Origin of the sequence: Bacillus sp. S10(2024) (assembly GCF_050473865.1) — a bacterium.
Lineage (GTDB): Bacteria > Bacillota > Bacilli > Bacillales > Bacillaceae_G > Bacillus_A.
This window is the reverse complement of the sequence record NZ_JBFLUR010000002.1, coordinates 3952187-3977814: the sequence shown is the minus strand read 5'-3', so window position 1 is coordinate 3977814 and position 25628 is coordinate 3952187. Positions and strand designations below refer to the sequence as shown.

At 35.4% G+C, this 25628-nt stretch carries 27 protein-coding genes; 8 read left to right on the top strand and 19 right to left on the bottom strand.

The features are described 5' to 3' along the window. Positions 1 to 22: 22 nt before the first annotated feature. The 5 genes from AB1280_RS20140 to AB1280_RS20120 all read right to left on the bottom strand — a co-directional run bounded on the left by AB1280_RS20140 (position 23) and on the right by AB1280_RS20120 (position 4789). A complete protein-coding gene (locus AB1280_RS20140) occupies positions 23 to 1525 on the bottom strand; it encodes a DUF4077 domain-containing protein (protein WP_429756787.1) in 1503 nt (500 codons plus the stop codon). A 46-nt stretch (positions 1526 to 1571) separates the two neighbouring features. Continuing rightward, positions 1572 to 2630 (bottom strand): endonuclease/exonuclease/phosphatase family protein, encoded by a 1059-nt coding sequence (locus tag AB1280_RS20135; RefSeq protein ID WP_429756786.1) that lies wholly within the window; start codon positions 2628 to 2630, stop codon positions 1572 to 1574. 356 nt (positions 2631 to 2986) lie between these two features. After that, entirely contained in the window at positions 2987 to 3589 is a 603-nt protein-coding gene (locus tag AB1280_RS20130) for a nitroreductase family protein (RefSeq protein ID WP_429756785.1), read from the bottom strand. Positions 3590 to 3637: 48 nt separating this feature from the next. Then, a complete protein-coding gene (locus AB1280_RS20125) occupies positions 3638 to 4288 on the bottom strand; it encodes a DsbA family oxidoreductase (RefSeq protein ID WP_272189117.1) in 651 nt (216 codons plus the stop codon). A 63-nt stretch (positions 4289 to 4351) separates the two neighbouring features. Next, entirely contained in the window at positions 4352 to 4789 is a 438-nt protein-coding gene (locus tag AB1280_RS20120) for an Rrf2 family transcriptional regulator (protein WP_429756784.1), read from the bottom strand. Positions 4790 to 5018: 229 nt separating this feature from the next. Here AB1280_RS20120 and AB1280_RS20115 point away from each other — a divergent pair, with 229 nt between their 5' ends. After that, complete coding sequence (locus AB1280_RS20115) at positions 5019 to 5330, top strand: heavy metal-binding domain-containing protein (protein WP_000637487.1); 312 nt, start codon at positions 5019 to 5021, stop codon at positions 5328 to 5330. Positions 5331 to 5733: 403 nt separating this feature from the next. On the opposite strand, the gene AB1280_RS20110 is transcribed toward AB1280_RS20115, so the two are convergent. The 5 genes from AB1280_RS20110 to AB1280_RS20090 form a co-directional block, all read right to left on the bottom strand. After that, complete coding sequence (locus tag AB1280_RS20110) at positions 5734 to 7257, bottom strand: ATP-binding protein (protein ID WP_429756783.1); 1524 nt, start codon at positions 7255 to 7257, stop codon at positions 5734 to 5736. After that, positions 7241 to 7942, bottom strand: coding sequence for a response regulator transcription factor (locus AB1280_RS20105; RefSeq protein ID WP_429756782.1), 702 nt, complete (start codon positions 7940 to 7942; stop codon positions 7241 to 7243). The genes AB1280_RS20110 and AB1280_RS20105 overlap by 17 nt, the downstream gene beginning before the upstream one ends. Before the next feature lie 69 nt (positions 7943 to 8011). Continuing rightward, positions 8012 to 8596, bottom strand: coding sequence for a DedA family protein (locus AB1280_RS20100; RefSeq protein ID WP_429756781.1), 585 nt, complete (start codon positions 8594 to 8596; stop codon positions 8012 to 8014). After that, positions 8583 to 9173: a class I SAM-dependent methyltransferase gene (locus AB1280_RS20095; RefSeq protein ID WP_272189111.1), complete on the bottom strand. Its 591-nt coding sequence runs from the start codon at positions 9171 to 9173 to the stop codon at positions 8583 to 8585. Before AB1280_RS20095 ends, AB1280_RS20100 begins: the two co-directional genes overlap by 14 nt. A gap of 228 nt (positions 9174 to 9401) precedes the next feature. Continuing rightward, positions 9402 to 10142: an SDR family NAD(P)-dependent oxidoreductase gene (locus AB1280_RS20090; RefSeq protein ID WP_429756780.1), complete on the bottom strand. Its 741-nt coding sequence runs from the start codon at positions 10140 to 10142 to the stop codon at positions 9402 to 9404. A gap of 122 nt (positions 10143 to 10264) precedes the next feature. Between AB1280_RS20090 and AB1280_RS20085 the strand changes: the two genes are divergently transcribed. After that, positions 10265 to 11083, top strand: coding sequence for a LysR family transcriptional regulator (locus tag AB1280_RS20085; protein WP_429756779.1), 819 nt, complete (start codon positions 10265 to 10267; stop codon positions 11081 to 11083). Between the two features lie 306 nt (positions 11084 to 11389). Further along, on the top strand, positions 11390 to 11509 hold the full coding sequence (locus tag AB1280_RS20080) for a DUF4027 family protein (RefSeq protein ID WP_429756778.1): 120 nt from the start codon (positions 11390 to 11392) through the stop codon (positions 11507 to 11509). Positions 11510 to 11624: 115 nt separating this feature from the next. Here AB1280_RS20080 and AB1280_RS20075 read toward each other — a convergent pair whose 3' ends face one another. The 4 genes from AB1280_RS20075 to AB1280_RS20060 all read right to left on the bottom strand — a co-directional run bounded on the left by AB1280_RS20075 (position 11625) and on the right by AB1280_RS20060 (position 14110). After that, on the bottom strand, positions 11625 to 11960 hold the full coding sequence (locus AB1280_RS20075) for a zinc ribbon domain-containing protein YjdM (RefSeq protein WP_272189107.1): 336 nt from the start codon (positions 11958 to 11960) through the stop codon (positions 11625 to 11627). 116 nt (positions 11961 to 12076) lie between these two features. After that, positions 12077 to 12235, bottom strand: a complete 159-nt coding sequence (locus AB1280_RS20070) for a XapX domain-containing protein (protein ID WP_098918943.1) — start codon at positions 12233 to 12235, stop codon at positions 12077 to 12079. A 348-nt stretch (positions 12236 to 12583) separates the two neighbouring features. After that, entirely contained in the window at positions 12584 to 12988 is a 405-nt protein-coding gene (gene psiE / locus AB1280_RS20065) for a phosphate-starvation-inducible protein PsiE (protein WP_272189105.1), read from the bottom strand. Between the two features lie 249 nt (positions 12989 to 13237). Beyond that, a complete protein-coding gene (locus AB1280_RS20060; protein WP_429756777.1) occupies positions 13238 to 14110 on the bottom strand; it encodes a YitT family protein in 873 nt (290 codons plus the stop codon). A gap of 401 nt (positions 14111 to 14511) precedes the next feature. Between AB1280_RS20060 and AB1280_RS20055 the strand changes: the two genes are divergently transcribed. Then, on the top strand, positions 14512 to 14703 hold the full coding sequence (locus AB1280_RS20055) for a hypothetical protein (RefSeq protein WP_429756776.1): 192 nt from the start codon (positions 14512 to 14514) through the stop codon (positions 14701 to 14703). A 603-nt stretch (positions 14704 to 15306) separates the two neighbouring features. Here the strand turns inward: AB1280_RS20055 and AB1280_RS20050 are convergent. The 5 genes from AB1280_RS20050 to AB1280_RS20030 all read right to left on the bottom strand — a co-directional run bounded on the left by AB1280_RS20050 (position 15307) and on the right by AB1280_RS20030 (position 20189). Next, positions 15307 to 16845 (bottom strand): thiol-activated cytolysin family protein, encoded by a 1539-nt coding sequence (locus AB1280_RS20050; protein WP_429756775.1) that lies wholly within the window; start codon positions 16843 to 16845, stop codon positions 15307 to 15309. Positions 16846 to 17773: 928 nt separating this feature from the next. Further along, positions 17774 to 18523, bottom strand: coding sequence for an ABC transporter permease (locus AB1280_RS20045; protein ID WP_429756774.1), 750 nt, complete (start codon positions 18521 to 18523; stop codon positions 17774 to 17776). After that, on the bottom strand, positions 18524 to 19285 hold the full coding sequence (locus tag AB1280_RS20040; RefSeq protein WP_272189100.1) for an ABC transporter ATP-binding protein: 762 nt from the start codon (positions 19283 to 19285) through the stop codon (positions 18524 to 18526). It lies immediately after the preceding gene. Positions 19286 to 19456: 171 nt separating this feature from the next. Continuing rightward, complete coding sequence (locus AB1280_RS20035; RefSeq protein WP_429756773.1) at positions 19457 to 19798, bottom strand: DUF1048 domain-containing protein; 342 nt, start codon at positions 19796 to 19798, stop codon at positions 19457 to 19459. 70 nt (positions 19799 to 19868) lie between these two features. Then, positions 19869 to 20189, bottom strand: a complete 321-nt coding sequence (locus AB1280_RS20030) for a PadR family transcriptional regulator (protein WP_272189098.1) — start codon at positions 20187 to 20189, stop codon at positions 19869 to 19871. Positions 20190 to 20806: 617 nt separating this feature from the next. On the opposite strand from AB1280_RS20030, the gene AB1280_RS20025 reads away from it, so the two are divergent. The 4 genes from AB1280_RS20025 (at position 20807) to AB1280_RS20010 (ending at position 25354) form a co-directional block, all read left to right on the top strand. Beyond that, positions 20807 to 21514 carry a response regulator transcription factor gene (locus tag AB1280_RS20025; protein ID WP_429756772.1) on the top strand — a complete coding sequence of 236 codons (708 nt, stop codon included), beginning with the start codon at positions 20807 to 20809 and terminating at the stop codon, positions 21512 to 21514. Continuing rightward, a complete protein-coding gene (locus tag AB1280_RS20020; RefSeq protein ID WP_429756771.1) occupies positions 21514 to 22500 on the top strand; it encodes a sensor histidine kinase in 987 nt (328 codons plus the stop codon). Before AB1280_RS20025 ends, AB1280_RS20020 begins: the two co-directional genes overlap by 1 nt. A gap of 138 nt (positions 22501 to 22638) precedes the next feature. After that, positions 22639 to 23406 carry an ABC transporter ATP-binding protein gene (locus tag AB1280_RS20015; protein ID WP_429756770.1) on the top strand — a complete coding sequence of 256 codons (768 nt, stop codon included), beginning with the start codon at positions 22639 to 22641 and terminating at the stop codon, positions 23404 to 23406. Further along, positions 23384 to 25354: an FtsX-like permease family protein gene (locus AB1280_RS20010; protein ID WP_429756769.1), complete on the top strand. Its 1971-nt coding sequence runs from the start codon at positions 23384 to 23386 to the stop codon at positions 25352 to 25354. Before AB1280_RS20015 ends, AB1280_RS20010 begins: the two co-directional genes overlap by 23 nt. Positions 25355 to 25628 lie beyond the last annotated feature (274 nt).

Sequence of the window (25628 nt, the reverse complement as noted above, 5' to 3'; positions counted from 1 at the left end):
TTCTTAAGACAAGTCTTTTCATCTATTTCTCTAAAATTGCTTCTAACTGTTTCACTTGCGCCGCTACAGTATGTAACGCTTCAACGGACGTTTCATTACGTCTTCTTTCTTTTTCCACACTTACGAGTACATCCTCTGTCGCAGTGGATGTTTGTTGAACGACAGTAGACGCGTACGTGACATCTTGAACGATATTCGTCGTTTTCACCTGGAAGCTTTCTTGATGATGAACAATTTCTGTCATTAACCGATTAATAGAATCAATAAATGTACCAAGGCTGCTTACATTTGCTAGAACGTCCGACAACATTTTATTACACTCTTCTTGCACTTTTTTCCCTTTTCCGACTTGCTCTTCTACCTTACTTGCTTGATTGCTAAAATCTTTTAAAATGCCTTGAATACTTCCAGCCGACCGATTTGACTCTTCTGCAAGTTTTAATACCTCATTCGCTACAATCGCAAAACCTTTTCCATGCTCGCCCGCTCTCGCTGCTTCAATATTGGCATTTAGCGCTAATAAACTCGTTTGATCTGAGATTCCTGTAATTACGTCTGCAATCTCCGTAATCCTTTTCGATTGCTCTGTTAATTCTCCAAATATAAGTCCTGACTGTGTAAGAATTCCACTTAAGCTCCGCATATGTTGTTCAAAGTTTTGCAGCGTGCCCACACTTATCTTTGAAGCTTCTAAACTTTCATCAACGTTTGTCGATACTTCTCTTACCTGTGAAATAATATGTTCAATATTTGTCTCCATATCATTCAGTACTTCTACAGAGTGTGACATCATCTCTGATTGAGAATGTGCCCCCATAGCTACTTCTTGAAAGGCAACATTAATTTCTCCCATCGATTCCATTGAAGTATTTACATTATTTTTTAAGCTATTAAAATTTTGATCTAATTTTAGAACAGTTTCTTCAATCAGCTTTTGCGTGTTTTCTAATTCCACAGCTTTTTTCATTACTTCTTGCTTTTCTTTATTTAGACGTACAAGAAGACTTTTTCCGATTTTCGTGACGCCCCACATCGCCAGCGTCACAATCGCCAGTAAACTTGCGAAATTAGCTGCTTCCGAAGCCGCAGTATAAGCAAAAAACTGCTTTGGCCAGTAGTTACAAAGGATAAATGTCGTAATAACAGCGACTCCTCCAAGCATTAAAATAAGGCGCTCACTTAAATAAATTAAGGAAACCGCTAATGTAAAATAGACCATTTGAAAAATAGCCGGACTTTCATTAAACGTTTGAATCATAATATACGACATCACTAATAACATACAGGTCATAATATATTTATACATGTATACCATTTTCGGAACGAAATTAAGAAGAATCCCCACTATAAACACAGTGGCACCGCATACCCAAAACGGGATTGCTCTAGCCGTGAAGATATATCCGTAATAACTAATTGCAGCGATTCCTAAGAAAAAACTGAACATGCTAATGAACAGTAATAAATGATTTTTTTGTGATTCTTGCTCAAGATTAGAAAAGCATTTTCTCTTTAACCACTCCATATACGAAACTTTCCTTTCAAAATAAAAGTTAACCGCAAAATAAAGATTATTTTAATTTGAATACTGCACTTACCGGATTATGATCGCTATTTTCAAACTTCAGATCATTTCCATGTACATTTACGACTTCTACATTTGGCGAAACTAAAAATCCATCAATAATTGTAACGAAATTTTCACCTTCTACATATTTTTTCACATCATCGCGAACAGTCCAAACAGTCGGGTCTACCGCCCACTGGAACCCACCGTCTGTGAAATCTTTTGGCAACTCTACTAACCATTCAGGCCATACTTTTTGAAACTTCGGATCTTTTAGTTGTACATCAGAAACTAGTTGATTCCAATCACCGCCAAGTATCACATAGTCGCCGTTTTTATAGTGTTCGTTCATATACTCTTTCAAATAATCAACTTGCTGCCTTCTTATTTTTCCGCCTTTATCATAAGCAGATAAATGAAGATTGACGAGCCTTAAATATTTCCCATTACTCACAGGGATTTTATGCTCAACGATTGCTCGGTCTAAATCAAATAATTGTTTTGGCCAAGGCTCTTTCCCCGGCAGTTGAAATCTTGTTGCTGTATCAATCTTATACTTCGAAAATGAACTCATTCCTGAATTCGCATATCCCATTGGATTAGTAACCGGAACAGGCACCCACTGTGCATGATAGTTATATCCGAAAGAAGATTCATAGTTTTTCAAGCCACTCTTAAATACGTCATACTCATTCACATCAAATGATCTCGAAGATTTCGTATCCACCTCTTGCAATAAGATGAAATCAGAATCTTCTTTTTGTAAAAAAGATAGCATGTTTTTCAGATTTTTTTCTGTTTGTTCTTTACTACTAGAACGAGAACCTTCTCCCCCGTCCATAAAAAAGTCTTGATTTTTATCCAAACCAGCATAGCCTATGTTAAAAGTTGTCGCTGTAAATGTGTCTCCCTGTTTTAAAACTTTTTCATTTTTATTTTCTACATTTAATTTCAGGACACTAACAGGTTTCTCATCCGTAATCATAATATAGGCTAAAAATATAGCTACACTACCAACCACTAATGCTACTAGTAATAAAAGCGTTTTTAATATTTTCTTCAAATAAATAACCCCTTTTTATATCAAAATAAATGTTCCTCAAAAAATATACTGTAAATACCTCCTTTCTTCAATAAATAAAAATAATTCAAAATATTCTACTTTATATTATGGTAAATAAATATTACTTATTTCATAAGAAAACAAATTTATTTTACCACATTAACAATTTTATATCATTATATTATGATTAATAAATAATGATGTTATCAATGTTTTTTAATCATTATATAAATAGAAAAAACGTCTCTAATATTTGAGACGTTTTTTCTTTAAGTATAGTCATAATCCGGTTTTTAAGTTGAATCCATTCCCCATAATAATTGTGTGTTCCCTATTCAGGAAATCATTCGCTTTTCTTAATAGAATTTCACCACATCTTCATAAGGTAACAATGTTCTTTCACCTGGCTGCTCATCTGGTTCACCAAATGGCATTTGTGCCACTAGGATCCACTCTGCTGGAATGTTCCAAGTTTGTTTTACTTCTTCGTCAACAATTGGATTGTAGTGTTGTAGAGACACCCCAATTCCTTCTGCAGATAAAGCCATCCATGTTGCATATTGCAGCATTGCACTTCCTTGATGAGACCAGAATGGGAATTGGTCTTTATATAATGGTGCGTTTTCTTGCATTGTCTTCACAGTTTCTTGATTTTCAAAGAATAGCACTGTCCCTACTCCATCACGGAATCCTTGCAGTCTTGCTACAGTTGCCTCAAAATTTTCTGCTGGAACAAGGGCGCGAAGTGTTTCTTTTACGATATCCCAAAACTTTTCATGTTCTGCATCCATTAATACAACGAGGCGGCCACTTTGCATATTAAAAGCTGACGGTGCGTATAAAGCGGTTTTTAAAATCTCACTAATTCTTTCTTTCGTAATATTTTCGTTCTTTTTCACTTTACGGATAGAACGGCGATTCATAATTGCATCTTTTAAATTTGTTGTAGTAACTGACATGTGTCATTCCCCCAATATTTTATATGTTGATCTGCATCCAATCTCTTATTAACAATATCCATCTACATTACATTGCATTCCATCTAATTCATTTTCTTTACTTTTTGCTAGCTCTTGATCGATTGCTTTTGCTAATCTTTCTTTGCTCGCTAATCCTTGAATCACTTCATCACCAATGACAAATGTTGGAACAGCCATAATTTGTGCTTCTTCGTAAGCATGTCGTAATGCTTCTTCTTGTACGTCTTTATACTTTCTTGATACTAATGCTTCTTTAAATGCTTCTTTAGGGAGTCCAACTTCCCCTGCCAATTTTGTTAATACTTCGATATCTTCAATGTTTTGTTCTTCTTGGAAAAAAGCAGCAAACACTCTATCGTGAAACGCAGTTCCTTTTCCATGTTCCTTCGCAAAATGGTATCCTTCAAAAGCAAGGTTTGTATATGGATGCGGAGAAACACGCGGTAAACGCATTTCTACTCCTAATTTTTTGGCAGTAGGAACAATAAATGAATCCCATGAACCTAACTTGTCAGGTTCTTTCCATGGATCAATTTTCGGATATGGACTCGGGCGTAATTCAAATGGCATCCATTCTACTTCTACATCTTTCCCCTTTACAATCTCATCCAAAGGAGCTTTTCCTAAAAAACAAAATGGACATATAAAATCAGAATAAGCTTTAATTTTTACAGTCATGTTTATGTTCCCTCACTTTTCATTCAGTTGTAATCAATTAAGTTACAACATATTTAAAAAAAATTACTTTGCAGAATGTATTTGATTTACTAATGATGTAACTAATTTCTCCATTGTTATACTTTCCAATACGAGCTCAAGCGCTTCTTGTGCCTGAACTAAAATAACCTCTAAAACAGTTTGTATATTTGCTCCTACCGGACAATCAGGATTCGGCTTTTCATGAAAATGAAATAACTTTTCCTCTTCCACCACATCTACGGCTCGGTACACATCTAACAAGGTAATCTCACACAATCCTTTCACGAGGTAAGCTCCTCCTGTGCCGCGACGTACTTGAACAAAACCTGCTTTTTTTAAATACGATAGTACTTTCCGAATAATTACTGGATTTGTATTCACACTTTCCCCTATATACTCTGAAGTACAAATAGAAGGTGGATTAGTTTTTAGGAGAGATAAAATATGCACAGCAATTGTAAAACGGCTACTAATTTTCATATTTATCACCGCCCTGTTGTAATCATTATAGTTACAACGAAGATAGAAGTCAAGCAATCTAAAAAAGATTTTTTCAACTTGTATATGTCGTTCATTTCAATTCTTAAAAACCTTACGAAACTGTCATCTTTATGTAAGGTTAGGAGATAGTTGCTTTACTGTTTCCATGCAATAATAAGAGCATAAGAAATAACAATAAACCTTTAGAAATTATAGGAGCGTGTTAATAATGATCGTAACAACAACTAATACTATTCAAGGCAAAGAAATTATCGAGTATGTAGACATCGTAAACGGTGAAGCAATTATGGGTGCAAATATCGTACGTGATATCTTCGCTTCTGTTCGTGACGTTGTAGGTGGCCGTTCTGGTGCATATGAAAGTAAATTAAAAGAAGCTCGTGACATTGCAATGGAAGAAATGAAACAACTTGCTACGCAAAAAGGTGCCAATGCAATCGTTGGTATCGATGTAGACTACGAAGTAGTTCGCGACGGAATGTTAATGGTTGCGGTAAGCGGTACAGCTGTACGTGTATAAATAGATAGAAAAGGAGCACCTCAATTGGATTGAGGCGCTCCTCTTTTTATAATGGATGGTATTCAATAACCTGTTCTATCAGTCACATATGCAAAGACCAGTATCAAATCATATACGAAGAATACAAATAACAATATGGAAAAGATATAACACTTGACATAGCTGAAATCAGATTCTTTTACAATTAGGCTAACCTAATATTATTGTTGCTGCCCTTTTTCTCGGTTCCCTACAGCCCAAGCTAAAAATAAAATCGCACTAGTTACTGCAACCGCTGTGAACATTCCCATTACCATTTCCCCTTACTTTAAGTAGTATTACCTATATAATACCATTACATCGTTTTGCAAATCATTATCAAAATCCATATATTTCCAATAAATGCTACATTCTTCATAAAACATCACTCCGCCATAACCGGTAATACAATAATAAACTGAACTGCCCCGTTCTTATATTCCGCTCGAATTTCTCCGCCTTCTAGTTCCACAATACTTTTGGCAATCGCAAGTCCAAGCCCTGATCCTTCTGACACTCGACTTCTTGATTGATCTTTTTTATAAAAGCGTTCAAATAAGTTCTCTAACTCTTCTTTTGTAAACTCTTCACTTTCGTTTGCAATAGAAATGCGAATGTTACGTCGCTCTCTTTGAAGCGAAACGATAATTTCTCCCTCATCTTTACTATACTTAATGGCATTCATTAATAAATTATCAAACACGCGGACCATTTTTTCTGAATCCAAGGAAGCGTATAAACGATCTTCGGGAAATTCTTTCACAAAGGAAAGATCATGTTCTTCTGCTTGCGGTACAAGTTCTTCAATTAATTGATCAAGAAGTTCGTTTATGCATACTTCTTGTTTTTCTAATGTAATCTTTTCATTTGTTAGCTTCGTATATTCAAATAAATCTTCTATTAAATTCTTTAATTGCTCTGACTTTGAAAATGCGATTCTTACATACTCATCGTATTGTTCTTTATTTTCGTATTTCCCATCACGTAATAAGCGTAAATATCCCATAATCGAAGTAAGCGGTGTTCTTAAGTCATGTGAGACGTTTGTAATCAATTCATTTTTTTGCTTTTCAATTTTTCTTTCTTTTTCAATATTCACCATAAGCTCTTCTGCCATATGATTAATATTCTCTGTTAATAAAGCCATTTCATCTTTGCCCTTTTTTTCAATCCGATAGGCTAAGTTCCCCTTGGCAATCTCTTTCACACCTTCTGCCATCGCTTCAATTTGCTTCATCTTTCGCTTCGTTATATAGAAGAAAGAAAAAATAAATACGAGAACCCCAATAAAAAATGGAACAGGACCTTCTTCCTTGCTATATTTCACCTGACCAGTTGGAATGCCGCTTACGAACATGTATAAATTTTTTCCTTCCAGTGTAACTGGGTAAAAAGTAATAAATTCTTTGTGCAAATCTCTGATTTCTCCTAAACCTAAACCATTGTAATCAATCGGTTGATTACTAGCAAAAGACATCACATTACGAATTGTATTATGCAGATTAATTTGCTCTTCTTCTGCTAGCTTTGTTTTATATAAAACCTTTCCTGTTTCATCTGTAACTAGCACTTTTAAAGCATGCCGTTCATGCTCAGCATTTTGATTTTCCATATCAATCATTCTTTGCAATGCATCTACTGTATTTTCTCTCACTATCATCTCAGCTGTTCGCTTTGCTTCATTATTGATTTGCTCCATACCATCGCTATAATCAATGATGGCATGTTGATTTGCCTTTTCAAAAAACGGAACAGACAATCGTGATACGAAAAAACCTAACAGAGCACAGACAATAAATGTCGTAATTAATTGAATTCTAATACTCTTACGAATGTAATTAATAGGTCTACGTAACAATCTTTTTATTTTTTGAATCACATAATAAAATAGTTTAAATATCTTTTTCAATCTTATATCCCACTCCCCACACTGTTTTTATATAACGAGGTTTCCTTGGATTTTCTTCTGTCTTCTCCCGGATTTTTCTAATATGTACCATGACCGTATTATCAGATTGGAAGGAATGTTCTTTCCAAATGCGTTCATAAATTTGATCCGCACTAAATACCATCCCGCTATTTCTCGCCAGTAACTCTAAAATAGAGAATTCCCTCGGTGTCAGTTTCACTTCATCTTGTCCCACAATCACTTCATGCGTCGCAACATTTATTTTCATATCACCAATTTCAATTTCATTTTCATTTTGGATAAAGCCACCGCTCATTTTCATATACCTACGAAGCTGTGACTTAATTCGCGCAATCAATTCTAATGGATTAAAAGGTTTCGTGACATAATCATCCGCTCCGGTTGTTAACCCTAAAATTTTGTCCATGTCTTGCGTTTTAGCCGATAACATAATAATTGGCATCTCAGCTATTTCTCTTACTTTCATACACATATGAATACCGTCTAGTTTCGGCATCATAATATCTAATACAACTAAATGTACTTGCTGCTTTTGTAATATTTCTAACCCCTCTGTACCATCCCCGGCCTGGAGCACTTCATATCCTTCATTCTTCAAATAAATCGCAATCAAATCACGAATTTCTTTTTCATCATCTACGACAAGTATTGTTTCTCGACTCACAATCTCTCCTCCAACATTATCAATCTACGATAGGAATATTTTAACAAATAAATTTGAGATTTTGTTACATTATCCTTTATTCTCTCTGCCTATGTAGTACACACCGAACATTAACATAAGGACACTCCAAAAAATGAAACCATACTTCGTTGTGAGTTCTACAATGTAATTAATATTGCCTCCAAACATATACCCGAGCATAAAATAGCATAACGTCCAAACAAACCCTGTCATATATGAATACAAAGCATACGTTTTAAATGACATATTGTTGATTCCAACTAAATAAGGAACGATATGTCTTACTACGGGTATAAAATAGCTGATTACTAATGCATAATGTCCATATCGATCAAGCAATGCTTGTGACTTCCAAAGATACTTCGCCTTCTTCTTTTTCATCAATGCATCCAGAACTTTCGAACCTACTGTCTTTCCAAGGATATACCCTAAAGAAAGTCCTGATACAACGCCGAAATACGTTAATAGAAAGGCGGGAATTGGCATTAATATATGCATGGATGAAACCAAGCCGCCGCTCATCACGATCATTTCATCAGGGAGTGGCATACCAACAATCCCTAACCATAAACAAAAAAACAAAGCACCGTAACCGTAATGCTGAATATAGGATAACAGCTCATGTAACTCCATACATGACAGCACTCCCTACTTCTTTTCTACAATCTAGCACATAAGCTGGCGGGAAATTAAACCAAACCTTTGTAACAGATACTTTCGGGAAAAAAGTTTGTATAAACGATTTCCGGGTGAGCGAATATTGAAATGTAATAAACTCACCATGTTCTTGTAACACATCCATCACATTGCTTAAAATACGTGATGATACTTCCAGCGGTAACGAGGTAAATGGTAAACCGGATAATACATAATCGACTTTGTCTATCTGTAGCTTTCTCATGTATGTTTGTATATTTTCTGCCGATCCGTGGATAACGAAAACATTTGGATCATTCCCAAACTGTTTCTGCAAATCCCTCACAAAAACTTCATTAACTTCAATCAGAATAACCGTGGTGTGTTTCTGTTTTCGCCTCATAATTTCTCTTGTAAAAACCCCTGTGCCTGGCCCTAATTCCACAATGTATCTTGCATCTTCAAAATTAATTGCATCCACCATTTTTTTCGCTAATAGTTTCGAACTCGGTGCAATCGCTCCAATGTGTTTAGGATGCTTGATAAACTCAGCTAAAAATGTAATAAGTTGCATGAAACATCACCTCGTTTCATCGGTATTGTATAGGTCTCAGTATAAATTGCATTTCTTAACAAATAATGGGGAGATTTCTTAAGTTTTTCTTAAGAAACCTCCCCTATAAGAACTCCCTTTATCTACTGTTTTACGCTACCGATTCATTCTTCCCAAATGAAAAAAGGGCAGTCATTTGAATCATACAAAGTGGCAACTAAATTCACACCAAAATCAATTCCTGCAACTTCATAGCGTCTGTCCATTATCAATTGTAAATATCTGCCCCGTAATTGATTCTTGCGTCAATTGAAACAGGATTGCCTCAGCAATTTCATCAGGTGTTGAAATTCTCTTCAGTGGTATGTTCCCAGCAAGTTGATGCATCTTCTCTTCATGATCCGCCCACCATCTTGTATGAACTGCACCAGGAGCGATACTATTTACTCTAATTTGAGGTGCAAGTGAAATAGCTAACGATTTTGTCATCGTATGAATGGCCCCTTTTGTTACTGCGTACGGAACAGACGAACCTAGCCCTGTTGTCCCAGCTACGCTTCCTATATTCACGATTGCACCTAATCCTTGCCTCTTCATATAAGGAACAACGGCCTTTATACAATGAAACATCCCTTTCACATTTACGTTAAAAAGAGTATCCCACACTTTATCTGTTACAGACTGCAAATCATCCATCGGTATTTGCGCTGTTATACTCGCATTGTTTACTAAAGCATCTACTGTTCCAAAAGACTTTACAGTTTGCAGGACCATATCTTCCACTTCTGCTTCTATTGCAACATCAGCTTTTAAAACGAGCGCTGTACCTCCGCGCTTTACAATTTCGTCCCTTGTTTCTACTGCTTCTTTTTCAGAACGGCTGTAATTGATGACAACTTTCGCCCCTGCATCTGCTAGCTTCAAAGCCGTCGCCCTTCCGATACCAGTACCGCCGCCTGTTATCATGACTACTTTATCTTTTATCTCCATTGTCCCTTCTCCTCTTCTTATCTTATTTGTTATCACTCATTGTATCCTTACTCTTGCGAAAGGTATAATACTGAATAATAAGGTTGGTATCATTTCAAATGATATCAGTGGAGGGATCTATTTTGGAAAGTCATGACTTATGGATTTTTAAACATGTTGCCGAATTACAATCTATCTCTAGAGCCGCCGAAAAACTCGGATATGTGCAGCCAAATATTAGTCAGCGCATAAAAAGCTTAGAAGAAGAACTAGGCGTCAAATTACTGGAGCGTAATAATAGAGGGGTAACGTTGACTGAAGAAGGACAAATTTTATTGAATTATACAGACCAAATTATGATGTTAATGGACGAAGCAAAATCAAAATTAAATCCTAAAAAGTGGCGAGAATCTTTAATTATCGGAGCGCCACAAACTATTTCTGCTGTGAAAGTTCCCAGCCTACTTGCTTCTTTTTTACAGTCCAATCACAACATGAATGTAAAAATAAAAACGGCTAATAAACCCCAATTACAAGAAATGCTTGCCTACGGGGAGATTGATGGGATTTTCATAAGCGGTCCATACAACGATTCGCAGTTCGAAAGTGTTTATCATTATTTTGAAGACATCGTACTGATTTCTTCAAGTGAACAACCACAGCCATCGCTACTTATAAATAGTGATCCAAGTTGTGTATATAGAAATAAACTACTCGATTTCGCCGAGAAACAGAATTGGATTCACCCAGCTATAATGGAATTTGATTCACTTGAATCCATGCTCCAAGCGGTTCATGCCGGGCTTGGGATAACAATTCTACCAGCGGATGTGATAAAAGAAACGAAAGCCATTCATCATAAAGAACTACGTGACAAAATGCAGATTGATTTTATTATGAAACGCGGAAAACAAAGGTCGCAAGGTTTGGAGAAGTTCAATTTGTTTTTGAAGGAATTATAACGTTTACTCTTTTCTAAATTTGGAAACAATAAAATACACAAGGCGAAAAGCGATTGTATACCCTAGTTATCCTAAAATGTGGTCATTTATGATTACTCCTGTATATATACCTAACTAACAAGTGAAACAAAAAAAGAATAACAATAGCTCCCATGCATTCTAGTATAATTTCAATCAAAAACGTTGAATTTCTTAAACACAAGAATTCTTACAATAATGTAAGAAACTTGTTAGGCAATTCGATGTTTTCGCTTCTTCATTCCATATAAGCTAAAGTTAGAAAATATGACAAAGGAGCGGATTCCCATGAACAAAAATCAAGATTTAGTATTTACCCAAATTGTTACTGGTTCTTGCTTAGGCGGCTTTGTATTATTATCTTGTCTTGCTGGTTTAATCAAGGTCGTTCATCAATTTTTTATGTAATGATAAAAATTGCTTAAAGGAGTTAAACTTCGATGTTTAGGGAAAAGAAAGCAGATTAAAAAGGATTACCTCTTATAAATATACAAGGTAATCCTTTTTAATTTCTATAAATACTTTATGCCTTTTTCACAAATTCAGATTTTAGCTTCATCGGTCCAAAGCCATCGATTTTGCAATCAATATCATGATCGCCATCAACTAAACGAATATTTTTTACTTTCGTACCGATTTTTACAACTAATGAAGTTCCTTTTACTTTTAAGTCTTTAATTACTGTTACAGAATCACCGTCTTGTAATACATTTCCGTTCGCATCTTTAATTACTTTTTCATCTTCACTATTTCCCGCTTCTAACGTCCACTCATGTGCACATTCTGGGCAAACAAACAGAACTCCATCTTCGTAAGTGTATTCTGAATTACACTTTGGGCAATTTGGTAAATTTGACATCAGTTTAGTTCCTCCACTCGTTATATATACTTTTATATACTGCCATAGTCTTCTTTTATTGACAACCCTACCCGGGCATAACAAAAAAAAGGAAGCCAAAACCCGCTTCCTTTTTGTTAACTCCAAAAGAATTGAACAATCTTCATTCCCGCCCATACCCCAACGATGCCCATAATTGCTGAGAAAACGGGAGGTGCAGGAATTGGGAGTTTTAATAACGTAAAGATTACCCCTACGATTAACCCTGCTAAAGTTGACATAAAAATTTCATGCATATTGTCTTCCTCCTAGATGCTTTATTTTGTTAATTTATAAAGTGAGGGCTCTTATGGACAGTTATCCCCCGCCTATCTTCTTTTGAAATGCCAAAGCGGCTCGCTCAGAATCGCAGGACACCCACAAATAGCGGGATAAATCCCGATAATTATAGCGCAGCTTGTATTAGCATTCCCTAAAATGGGATATTTTTTTACCATAAAAAAAAAAGATAGAACAGGCAGTATGCAACTGCTTGTATCTATCCTTTTCTTTCTCTACATCTTTAGGTAAGGATCTTACTGTCCGTTAATGCGGGATAAAAAATAGTGCAGTCCAATATCTTATTCTGCACTATTTTTTATGTTTTAATGTTTCTTCAGATCCCTCATATTAGATATATATAGGGCTATTACTAAAATGAGAATAGCTCCTGCGTATAATAGTGTTTCAAATGGTTCGTCATGAGAAACAATAATTAACCGAATTAAAGCTGTAATTCCTATATAAATAAAATATCGTAACGGGAAATGATAATTTGATTTAAAATATTTAATAATTAATGCAATAAATTCAAAGTATAAAAAGTAAACAATAATACTTTCAACTAATTTATAGGATGTGTATTTTTTTGCTGAAAATATGTATTCTATAAATGTAATTGTTTCATTAATTAAAAAGATAGATAGAACAAGGGATAATATGATAAGGGCTATATTCAATACCCATTGTAAAACACTGGAAATGAATTCATCAACATTAAATGATCTCACTTCTTCTAGCACCCCCTCTATTGATAAATCATACTAATACATTATAACAAAAGCGCCTCACTGTACAAATGATAACAATTTAGTAATCACAATTGGAAAACTGTTTTTTAACGATGCTATTTTAAGAACCATAAAGCAAACAAATAATCTTGCCGTCAGTTCATATTAAGTACTTTTCATCATACATCATAGCCTTTATAGAAAAATCACCTTTTCATAAAACTCAAAAGGTGATTTTTTGTGACACTATTAATGAATATCATGTTTTTTGAAATTACCGCCCTTTACTTCTGCTACGTCATATACCGTAACAAAGGCATTCCCATCAATCTCATGAATGATTTCTTTCATTTTACTTTCTTCTAAACGGTTAATGACACATGTAATTTCTTTAAATTGTTCATGTGAATAACCGCCGTAAACTTCATTATACGTTGCACTTCGACCTAAACGATCTCGAATTGTCTCTACCATTAATTCAGGTTCCTTTGTGATAATTTTAAATGTTTTAGAACCACTTAAACCTACTTCAACGATGTGAATGACTTTAGAAGCAATAAAGTAAGCAATTGCTGAAAGAATGGCCCCTTCAAGACCAAATACTGCGGAGACAAAAATAAAGACAAACATGTTTAAAAATAAGATGAGGTCACTTGTCCCAAAAGGTAATTTTCGAGAAAGTAATACAGCTAACATATCAATTCCATCTAATGCGCCGCCATTACGCAATGCTAATCCCATACCAAAACCGATAATAATCCCCCCAACAACCGTAACTAACAATGTATCACCGTGAATAATAGTTGGTATTCCGTGCATAAGAACCGTACCAATTGCTAATGAAGCAATACCGATAATCGAATAAATAGCAAAATTTCTACCAATTTGCTTATACCCTAACCAAACAAAAGGGATGTTAATGACTGCAATGAGAAGGCCTAATGGTAACCCAAGTAGTTTTGAACTAACGATACTTAACCCTGTCACACCACCATCTGACACATTGTTTGGGATTAATACTGATTCTAGTCCATACGCTGTTATAAATGCCCCAATAATAATCATTAATACTCGTAAACCGATTTTTAGCTTATTTGGCTTGTGTTTTTTGATTATGCTCATGTAATTCCTCCGTTTCGAACCTTTTCTCTTCTCATGACTACCCATTTTTTAGTCAACTAGACTATTCTTAATAATTATTCTAACATATTATCATCCGAATACTTCTTGATACGCCTTCCTCTTTAAGTAGAAATCTTAACAACCCCTTCTGAAATAGGAAAATAATATAATATTTACCTCAAATATCCATAAATGTTTAGTTTTTAAACATATTTCCATTATTTCTAATGCAAATGGAAGTATGAGCTTATCGTTAGTTGATACATATTTGGTATAGAATGTTATTTCCAAAAATTGAAATCACAATACGAAATGTATTTTCACAAGTATATATATTCTAAATCGCCCAACATCTAACTTCTCCGTGATGGTATAATTAGGGAAAGGAAGGTGAATGACCTATGAAAAAAAATATAGGTTGGAATAATGTGGTACGCCTAGCTTGGTTAGGAGTTTTTGGGGCACTCTTAGCAGGTTTTGCTAATTTAATTCCTTACAGTACTGTGTCCTGGGGAATCCTTGCTGTTGGAGTTGTAATTACACTTTGCTCTTCTCTTACAGGACTTTACTTTCTCAAAAAAAATAGGGTGTAAAAACAGATACTGATTGTTTCATATAGGAAGCATAAGATTGCCAAAACGACACTCTTATGCTTTTTTTATATACAAAAATTCCCACAACTTAATAAAGTCATCCCAAATCCATTGGGCATATTAATAACTAAACATATAGCACTGCGCCAAAATATATAGTAAATCCAAAAGAAATAATTATGCATGAACTAGAAAAAAAAAAAAAAAAAAAAAAATACAAACCCTCCTATCAGAGAGTTTGCTCCCACGTACATTGCTTTTGAAAAAACAGCTTAAGGGGAACTGTTTTTTCTATTTTATCATACAAGTAACAGAAGTAATGTTGAGAAAGTTTTATTCTAGTTAAAATAACCGGGAAAATTGTACGCTAAGGACTACAAAACCTTATCATTACAGCGTCTTTTTTCTTATGATTTGACTAAAAAGTCCGCTTTTCAGTAAGATTCAGCTCAGCGAATCAACTACTTTCATGTTGAATATCATCAAGGAATCTTTATATCATGTCGAATCGCCGATATAACGCAAAGAACGGTCGATAACGAAAAAAAAACAATGATCCCAAAGGCACTTATGTGCCTTTGGGATCATCTTCTTCACTTTTACCTAATGACTAATATTAGCACTTGGGTATAATGTTGTTCCTCCAATTGAAACTTTTATTTCATTTGTTAATGGAACATTTTGTTCATTAATAACTGTTCTCCACCATTCCCATGCAAGACCTGTACATTCTTTTGCTACGACTTTTACATTTTTCGAATTCGCTGGAAGTGGTATCACTGTATTGAAATGAGCAGTTCTGTCTTTGCCATTTCCATCCCAAGTTTTATGAGTTAATACTTCTTTTCCATTTTTATCATATGAGAATTCATCCCAAGATACATCAAATTGAGCAACATATCCACCAGTATGATCAAGCGTCATTTTCGCACTAGAGTATTCTGTAGTTGTAGTCTCGATATAATCTGTATTGTTATGAACAGCAGCAGTTGAATTATCTTTTAAGAAAGAGCTAGTATATGAAATTGGGTATGCTGGATTTTTAGAACTTAATTCTGCATTATCTTTAATGATATTTCGGATTTCATTAAAATCTTTTGTGACAACCTTGTTATGCTCTTTTGCATCTCCGCCTAATACTACAGCAGTAAAGGTACTGTCTTCAAAAATATCTTTGTACTGTCCACTCGCTTCAACGCCTTGCCCCTTAATTAAGGCTTTAAAAGCAGTTTGTACATCTTTGCTCTTAGATGATGTTTCTAACTTCACATAAACTGTTCTACCATAAGCTACATTTGACACCATAACAGGCGGAGCTGTATTACTTACCCCTTTACGAGTTAGCTCATCAAACGTAACACTATTATCAAAAAGGTCTGATGGATTGTTAGGTTGTTCTGCACTTACTGTATAAAAGATTTGCTTATATGCCGCAACCATCACTTTTTTCTCTCCGTTTGCAACAGCATTAAAATCAATGTTCAGTGCATTGTCAAGATATTTAGCGTTAACATTAAGAGCACTTGCGATTTGAGATTTACTATACACCATAGATTCTGTATACTGCATTCTTGCAGGTAACGTATGTGTTTTTGAATACTTTTCATTCCAAGTAGATACTAAATCATCAACTGCTCCAGACACATTACCATATGTAGGATTTTGGACAGTAATTGTATTTTCTTTTTTCATACCAGGTAAGTCGATACTAATATTCAAAGGTTTTCTCTTAGCCACTAATAAACTAGGTTGATTATCTGCAAAAGCTTTATTTGCAAGTTGTACTGCTCCTGGATAAGTACGATTAGCCACAGAATCAATAATCGAAATATCGACTGGTGAAGTTGTAAGTGATTTTTTCTCACGTTCAACTACTACGAATTTACCATTTGAATTTGTACTCTCTTTCGGAACAAAACTCTCTACTTTATCACCATTTACTGCTAAAATATCTCTACTATCATACTTTAAATTTCCTATGCCAGCATCAATGCCACTAGCATTTTTTGCCTGATCAGCTGAAGTACTTTTAGGTGTTTCAGCGAAAGAAATAGATGAATAATTAAAAGTGCATAAACCAATTGATAAACATGCTAGTAACTTTATTCCTTTAGTGTTTTTTCTAATTTTCAAAAAAATCAACTTCTTCCTTTTTTGCGTATTTAGGTATAATAATTATTTATCTATAATTGCTAAATAGTAAACTTACATAAATGCTTTTAAAAGTTCTTGAACGAATGGAAGTGCTCCACCTAGAAATTTTAAAATTGTCATTGCGATTGTCATCGTATTTCCTCTCCTTTTGTTGTTGCTAACATGTGATTTATCTTTATACTCTCATTATAGTAAGCGCTTACATTTTTATCAATACATTCTTGTATGCAATGTTGCATATAAGAATGTATCAGCTTCCCTTTGTATGGAAAATCCTAATCTATTAGCGCCTCCACTTTGTTTTTTATCTTTTAAAACTAGAAACACTCCATATTTAAACTAGTTTTTGAATCCTACATAGAAGTACATCCACATTTTAGAATTATAATTTCACCGCAAACAAAAAGAACCATAACCTTGCCGATATGGCAAACTTATGGTTCAAATCATACATATCACTTTACCTATAAATCGGCCGTGAATTCTACAAAACAACAAATACAGATACCTATTAGCTACATAGGATATTCAAAATTAATAGCTTATTCACTAGGACCTTTACATGATAAACCCATTAATTCTAACAATGGTGTCCTTGTATAATAACTTAATGATAGAAGAGCTTGTAACGGTAGCCTTTGTAACTCCCTTAGAATAACTCTTAAAGAAATGGGATGTATACCTGTTATTAAGCAAAATTTTTTGTGATTCCCTTGAAAAAATTTCCTCATGTTCCCCTCAACAAGAGAACACGCTAGTTCTCTTGTGGGTGGAATAAAGATTGATTAAATTAACTTAATAAAATTTGATACAAGAGGCATATAGGAAAATCATGAAAAATTTCCCCGTGCTTTTCCTAACATATATTTTATTTCGGAAGATTTAGTTGAAACGAGACACCGAGCCAATGGTGTACTTACCCTAACTGGCGTTTAAATGCTTTACTGGCGAAGAAATAAGCGATGACCATGATGCCGATGCACCAAACAAGTGCGACCCAGATATCGTTGCCAACAGACCCTTCATACAAGAGGGCACGAATCGCATTCACGATTGAAGTCACGGGCTGGTTCTCAGCGAACGCACGGACAATTTTAGGCATGGTTTCGGTGGGGACAAAGGCTGAACTGATAAACGGCAGGAAAATCAGCGGGTACGAGTAGGCTGTCGCACCTTCCATAGATCTCGCTGCCAATCCAGGAATGACAGCCAGCCATGTCAGCGCCAGCGTAAACAGCCCGAGTATCCCAGCTACCGCGAGCCAATCTAGGATATCAGCGCTGGAACGAAAGCCCATCAAGAGCGCGACGAGGATAACCACCACGAGAGTAAGCGCATTGGAAACAAGCGAGGTCAATACGTGAGCCCACAATACCGACGAGCGTTTGATGGGCATGGTAATGAAACGCGCCATCAGCCCGCTCTTTACATCCGTAAACAGCCGCACGGAAGTGTAAGCGACGCCGGATGCGATAGCCATCAGCAAGATTCCCGGCAATAAATAATTGATGTAGCTGTCCGTTCCTGTTTTTATGGCGCCGCCAAATACGTAGACAAACAGCAGCAGCAGCATAATCGGCGTAATCGCCACTGTGATAATCGTATCCGGGCTGCGCATGATGTTGCGCATTAAACGACCTAGTAATACCCCTGTTTTGCTTTTCATTTACATCTCCTCCTTTTTGCCGATGATTGCGAGGAAAATTTCCTCTAATGTCGGTTGCTTCTCGATGTACTCCACTTTCGCTGGTGGGAACATCTCTTTGAGTTCGGTAAGGGTACCGGTCGTGATGATTTTTCCGCCATGCAGGATGGCAATACGATCTGCCAGTTGTTCAGCTTCTTCCAGGTACTGGGTTGTCAGCAAGATGGTTGTGCCGCCGCTGGCAAGCTCCTTGACGGTATCCCAGACTTCAATCCGTGCTTCGGGGTCAAGCCCTGTCGTCGGTTCGTCGAGAAAAATGACTGCTGGCGTCCCGATCAGGCTCATGGCGATGTCAAGCCGGCGCTTCATCCCGCCGGAATACTGATCTGCCCGGCGGTTGGCCGCATCGGTCAGGCTAAATCTTGTAAGCAGATTGTCGGCAACTTGAGCCGGATTGGAGACTTCACGCAACTTGGCGATCATCATCAGGTTTTCCCGCCCGGTGAGCATGCCGTCTAAAGCTGCGAACTGCCCTGTCAGGCTGATGCTCTGGCGAACATGATCCGGTTGACGCTGGACGTCAAAGCCGCAAATACCTACTTCTCCGCCATCAGGCTTCATCAGCGTCGAGAGGATGTTGACCGTCGTCGTCTTGCCCGCTCCATTTGAGCCCAGCAGTGCGAAAATTTCGCCACGCCGCACCTCAAAATCCACCCCCTTTAAGACTTCCTTGTCTTTAAAGAATTTTTTTAACCCTTTTACAGAAATCGCTACATTGTTCATACTTTTTTCCTCCTTATAAAAAGCGCTTTGCGGAGCTAGATTTCCTATACTCTTCTACTTAGTCTGACCGATAATCTGTATTACTTAGTACCGAGTTAAAAATATAACTGAATAGCGATGGCAGCAATTCACATTTGTAACCAGCTAATCAGTCGGTACCGCTTATTAAATTTATTTTTTTCTCAATCGCTTCATGATACTCTGATTCAAATCTTCGCGATACTTTGCGACATATGTTTTAGCGTTTGCCACTAGTTCGTCAGCAAAGGCTGCCACGTCTTCCCCAGTGATTTCCAGCACTTGTCTACCTTCCGCCGCACCGGCCTCGAACAAATCGATTAATTCATACTGTATGTGTAGCATATCCATCCCGTTGCCCGCTGAAAAATTCCACATGTAGTTTTGAATTTTCTTAAATACAAATTGGTAGTCCTCTGGCAGGGCTTCAACCCGTGCCATCATCATCTTATATTCTTTTTTATCACCAATTATTTTTTTGAACATTTCCATCATGTTATTTTTCCTCCTTTTTATAAAGTTGAACAAGATACTCCAAAAATATCAGACAGAATATCTTATGAAGCTAGTTTGACTTCAAGACGTTAATTTTTGATGATACAAAATCCCATTTTTTCCAAAACAATTTAAGCTCCTGGCGGCCAGCCTCATTTAGTGAATAAAACTTGCGGGGCGGCCCCATATCTGACGGTTTCTTTTCAATATTCACAAGTTTTTTCTTCTCTAATCGCACAAGGATGGTATAGACCGTCCCTTCCACGACTTCGGTAAACCCAAGCTCATTCAGGTGGCGGGTAATCTCATAGCCATAGGTTTCATGACGGCTGATAATTTCCAGCACACAACCTTCCAGCGAGCCCTTCAGCATTTCAGTTAAATTTTCCATGTTCAGATCCTCCTCTACCTCCTCTATTCTGTCTGACTTATATTCAGTATTACAGAGTACTAAGGGGAATTTTTACTGAATAGCTTTTGAGAAAACATGCTATTCAGTGTTACTTATTACATGTACATTGTATCACTGAGTAGTAGGGGTGTCAACTGGATTTTCTAACTATTTTTAAAAACAGCTATCCCCATTGGATACAGCCGATTTTCTTTATGGAGCTTTTATTTTCTCCTATGCTTCTTTCACAATGATTACACCGCTGATCATTCCCATCCAGCAGTTGTACATGTGAATATAGTAATTCTATCCCTCCATTATTTTTCGATTATCTTATTCACTACTTTACTCATTAACTTTTTTAAGTAAAAAGGCGTCTTCTGTTTCAATGAACTCACCGAATAGATCTAGAAATTTATTGTTCATTTGAACTGTATCCCGAATCGTGGACACTAAAAAAAAGTCCATGATTCGGGGTTTTTGTGTATGTTTATAAGCAATCCTCGTTATAATGGAGAAAATGATATAAGTAAGGTACGGAAAATGATTAAAACGTTTTAAGATATGTTACTTTATTCCATCGAGATGGAAAATACACAAGTAAAGGAAAGTAGAATATGTATAAGATTATGATTGTAGAAGATGATATAAAAATTGCGAAGTTGCTTCAATCACACATTAATAAGTATGGTTATACGGGAATAATTGCGACAGATTTTGAAAATATTTTAGAGGTATTTCAGACTGTTCAACCTCATGTGGTTTTACTTGATATTAATCTCCCTAGTTTTGATGGATATTATTGGTGTCGTCAAATTCGAACGCTGTCTACTTGTCCAATTATTTTTATATCAGCACGTAGTGGGGGCATGGAGCAAGTCATGGCATTAGACTATGGAGCGGATGATTATATTACAAAACCATTTCACTATGAAGTTTTAATCGCGAAGATACGAAGTCAACTTCGACGTGTATACGGTGACTATGCTCCAAAAATAGAAGAAAGAGCAATACAGCAATCTGGTTTAATTCTTTACCCTGAAAGATCCGAAATAGAGTTAAACGGCAAAACAGTACCTCTTACAAAAAATGAAAATTCCTTGTTAGCAATATTATTACAGCGCTGTCCAAGTATTGTAAGCCGCGAAGCTATCTTAGAAAAATTGTGGAATGATTCCTCTTATGTTGATGATAATACACTAAGTGTCAATATTACGCGTGTTCGTAAAAAGTTGCAGGAAATTGGGGTTGATGGTGCGTTAGAAACTGTCCGTGGTGCTGGATATCGTCTAAAGATAACATGGGAAGACGAGGAGACAGTGTGATGCGGTTATTTGTAAAGGACCAAGTACCTTTTATTTGTTTTTCTGTGATTCAGTTATTTGTCACACTGTTAGTATATTGGTTAGATGGGTATACAAATCTATTAACTGCTTTGTATAGTGTGTTTTTAGGGACATGCTTTGTAATGGGATATTTAATATATCGTTATTATAACCATCGTAGATTTTATGAGATATTATCTCATCCTCCCCAAATGTTAAATGAATCACTGAAAGAATTAGATTCTTCTCCAGTATCCATTGCATTACAACAAGTGTTAGAAAAGCAATATAGTCATTATGAGCAAACACTAAAGACTTGGGAGCATAAACAAGAAGAACACCTCACCTTTTTAAATCAATGGGTTCACCAAATGAAAACACCTTTATCGGTAATTGAATTAATTACACAGGATGCAGATGATGAACGTTTTGAAAGCATTAGTGAGGAAGTAGATCGGATGCGAACAGGACTGGAAATGGTCTTATACATGGCGCGTTTAGAAACATTTGAACAAGATTTTTGTGTAGAAAAAGTCTCACTACGAAAAGTTATTGATGAAGTGATTCATGAAAATAAACGTTTCTTCATTAGAAGTTATGTGTATCCAAAGGTAGAAATGGAACAAGATTTTATAGTGGAAACAGATAAAAAATGGCTTCGGTTTATTCTGAATCAGATAGTATCTAATGCAATTAAATATTCAATGGGAAGTAAAGAAAATATAACAATTTCTACTTTTACTAATAATCGAACGTTAACTCTTGAAATACAGGATCGTGGTGTTGGGATTCCAAAAGCAGATTTACCGCGTGTATTTCGGCCGTTTTATACAGGAGAAAATGGTCGGAAATTTAAAGAATCAACAGGAATGGGACTGTACCTTGTTCAAAATATTATTAAAAAACTAGGGCATGATATTGAAATAGATTCTGAAATAGGGATAGGAACTACAGTCCGTATTGTGTTTTCTCACACTGTTTATTAGAAGATGATTCATCTTCTTTTTTTTATTTTCAGAAACATTACAAAGTTGTTAGCTAAATGAAAGACTATTCAATATGAGAAATATAATATATACATTACACTTATTTCGAAAAGAACAAAGATAAAGGAGACTTATTGTATGGAAACATTAAAGGTTCGTGAATTAAATAAAACGTATACTGGGAAAGTATTGTATGAAGCACTTTCAAATATTAATTTAACAATCAATAAGGGTGAGTTTGTAGGGATTATGGGACCATCAGGAAGCGGAAAAACTACTTTACTTAATATGGTTTCTACCATTGACGCTCCAACATCAGGGGAAGTATTGATTAATGGAAAGAACCCTTATCATTTAGTCACTAATGATTTGGCGTTATTTCGACGCCGTGAATTAGGATTTATTTTTCAGTCATTTAACCTGTTGAATACATTAACAGTGAAAGAAAATATTGTTTTACCACTTACATTAGATAATGTGAATTTGGAAGAGATGAATAAGCGAGTAGAATCTATTTCTAGACAATTGGGGATTGAAAAGATTTTACATAAACGACCATATGAAATTTCCGGCGGACAAGCTCAGCGGACAGCCATTGCGCGTGCACTTATTCATTCTCCTCAATTAGTTCTTGCGGATGAACCGACAGGAAATTTAGATTCAAAAGCTGCTCGTGATGTGATGGAGTTATTAAAGAAATTAAATAAAGAACAACAGGTAACAATGATGTTAGTTACACATGATCCAATAGCTGCTAGTTATTGCGATCGAATTGTCTTTATTAAAGATGGAAAATTTTACAACGAAATTTATTGTGGCGAGAATCGTCCAACTTTTTATCAAAAAATTATAGATGTATTGTCATTATTAGGGGGAAATCACAATGAATTTTCGTCAATTCGCTAGTAATAATGTAACCCGTAATAAACGGTTATATCTCGGCCATTTTTTGAGTAGCACATTTGCTGTTATGATATTTTTTACTTTTGAATTACTTGCTTTTCATCCTTACTTTAGTGGAAAAATTGCATCAACAAGTGTAACGATGACAGCTTTAGGGACGCAAGGATTTAAGATTGCTCAATATTTAATTATGTTTTTCTCTTTTTTCTTTATTTTGTATTCTGTTAATGCGTTTTTAAAAACAAGAAAGCGTGAATTTGGAGTTTTGATCCTTCTTGGTATGACAAATTCTCAGTTAAAGAGATTAATCTTTATCGAAAATATGTTAATTGGATGTTGTTCTATTATTGTTGGGATTGGAATTGGACTTATTTTTGGAAAATTAATCTTATTAGCAAGTGCAAATCTTTTAGCATTAAAAGGTCGCTTGTTATTTTATCTACCAACAAAGGCAATTGTAGTGACATGTCTTTCGTTCCTAATCTTATTTATACTCGTTTCTGTTTTTACTGCAAGAATGATGAAGGTATCTCAGTTAATTGAATTGATGAAATCAGAAGACAAACCAAAACAAGAGCCCAAGTCATCTAAGTGGTTAGCGTTACTCTCTATTCTTTTCATCGCGATTGGATATGCTGCGGCATTTTATTTGTATGCTTCATTGTGGAGAGGGAACAGTTTTATTTATGTTATGCTCATTTGCGTCTTTTTTAGTGTGTTAGGAACATATTTTTTATTTACTCAACTTAGCTTTTATCTCATCAAATATGTAAAGAAGCGTGAACATACTTTCTTTAAAAAAACGAATCTGCTAACTATTTCAGAATTGGCTTATCGAATGACCGATAATGCGAAAACACTATTTTTAGTTAGTATTCTTTCTGCTGTCGCTTTTACGTCTATTGGAGTTTGTCTTTCCATCGGAAGTAGTGCTTTAGCAGAATCTCAAAGTCCTTATGCATTTCGTTATACATCATATAAAGGAAACGTAAAGGAAACATCACATATTTCTCAAATCAAAAAACAATTGAATGACGCTGGATTTTCATACAAATTGATTTCTCCTACCATTTTCACAACAGAAAATACGGTAGATATTATGAAGCTTACGGATTATAATGAGTCAGCAAAAATATTAGGATATCCTACAGAAACTTTACAAACTGAGAAGGATAGCCTCATTCTCCCGTCAAAAAGTAGATTAAGAAATCAATCATTAGAGGAATCAAAAAAAGAAGTTGCATCTCTTACATTGCAAGAAGGGGATGTAAATCTTCATGTTTCTGAAAAAAAAATATTAATGGATCATATACTTAGTCCTTCGTTTGGATTTATTGCTGTTGTTTCTGATTCAGTTTACGAACAAATAAAAAATACAACACCATTACAAGAAAATACACGTAATCAGTATACTCAATACGGTTTTTTAATTCAAAATTGGACGAAAACCGAAGCAGTTACTAATAAACTTATGAGTATAATACCTTATGATAATACACAAGCAAACCCTCCGTATATATTTGAATCACTAATGTTAAAATGGATGGAAGGAAAACAAGTAAATGGGTTATTATCTATTATTAGTGTATTAATAGGGATTGTATTTTTTGTTTTTGCCATTAGCTTTTTGTACTTCCGTTTATTCACAGATCTAGATCGCGATAGAAGACAGTATCAAATGCTTTCTAAAGTGGGGTTAACGGAAAAAGAATTGAAGAAGGTTGTAACACAACAAATTAGTATGTTATTTTTTGTACCAATTGTAGTAGCAGTAGTTCATAGTGGTGTAGCATTTATGGCACTACAATATATAGCGCAGCATAAACACGTAGATTTGTCAGTTGCTCAAAATTCCATTTTTGTTTTTACAGGGTTTATTTTTGTGCAAATTACTTACTTTTTGTTGATTCGAAGAAATTACTTACGTCAGTTACTTCGCTTTGTGGGCTGAGGTTCTATATGATTTAAACAGTGTAGGCTGGTTATTAGCTTACACTACTTTTTTACACAAATTTAAAAGAATACTCTTGAGTAACAGTTTTTTTAGAACAATACTGTTAGCGTGGGGGTTTTCCGAAATGCTAGCGTTACCCCATGCCCATCAACAAAGCGCGGAAAATATATGCTAAAACATTTTTTAGAATATAAAACCCTATTTTTCCTATAATAATAAGGGGAAAATTGTGCTCTTATAACATATTGAGGAATTGATTTTGAGGTAAAAT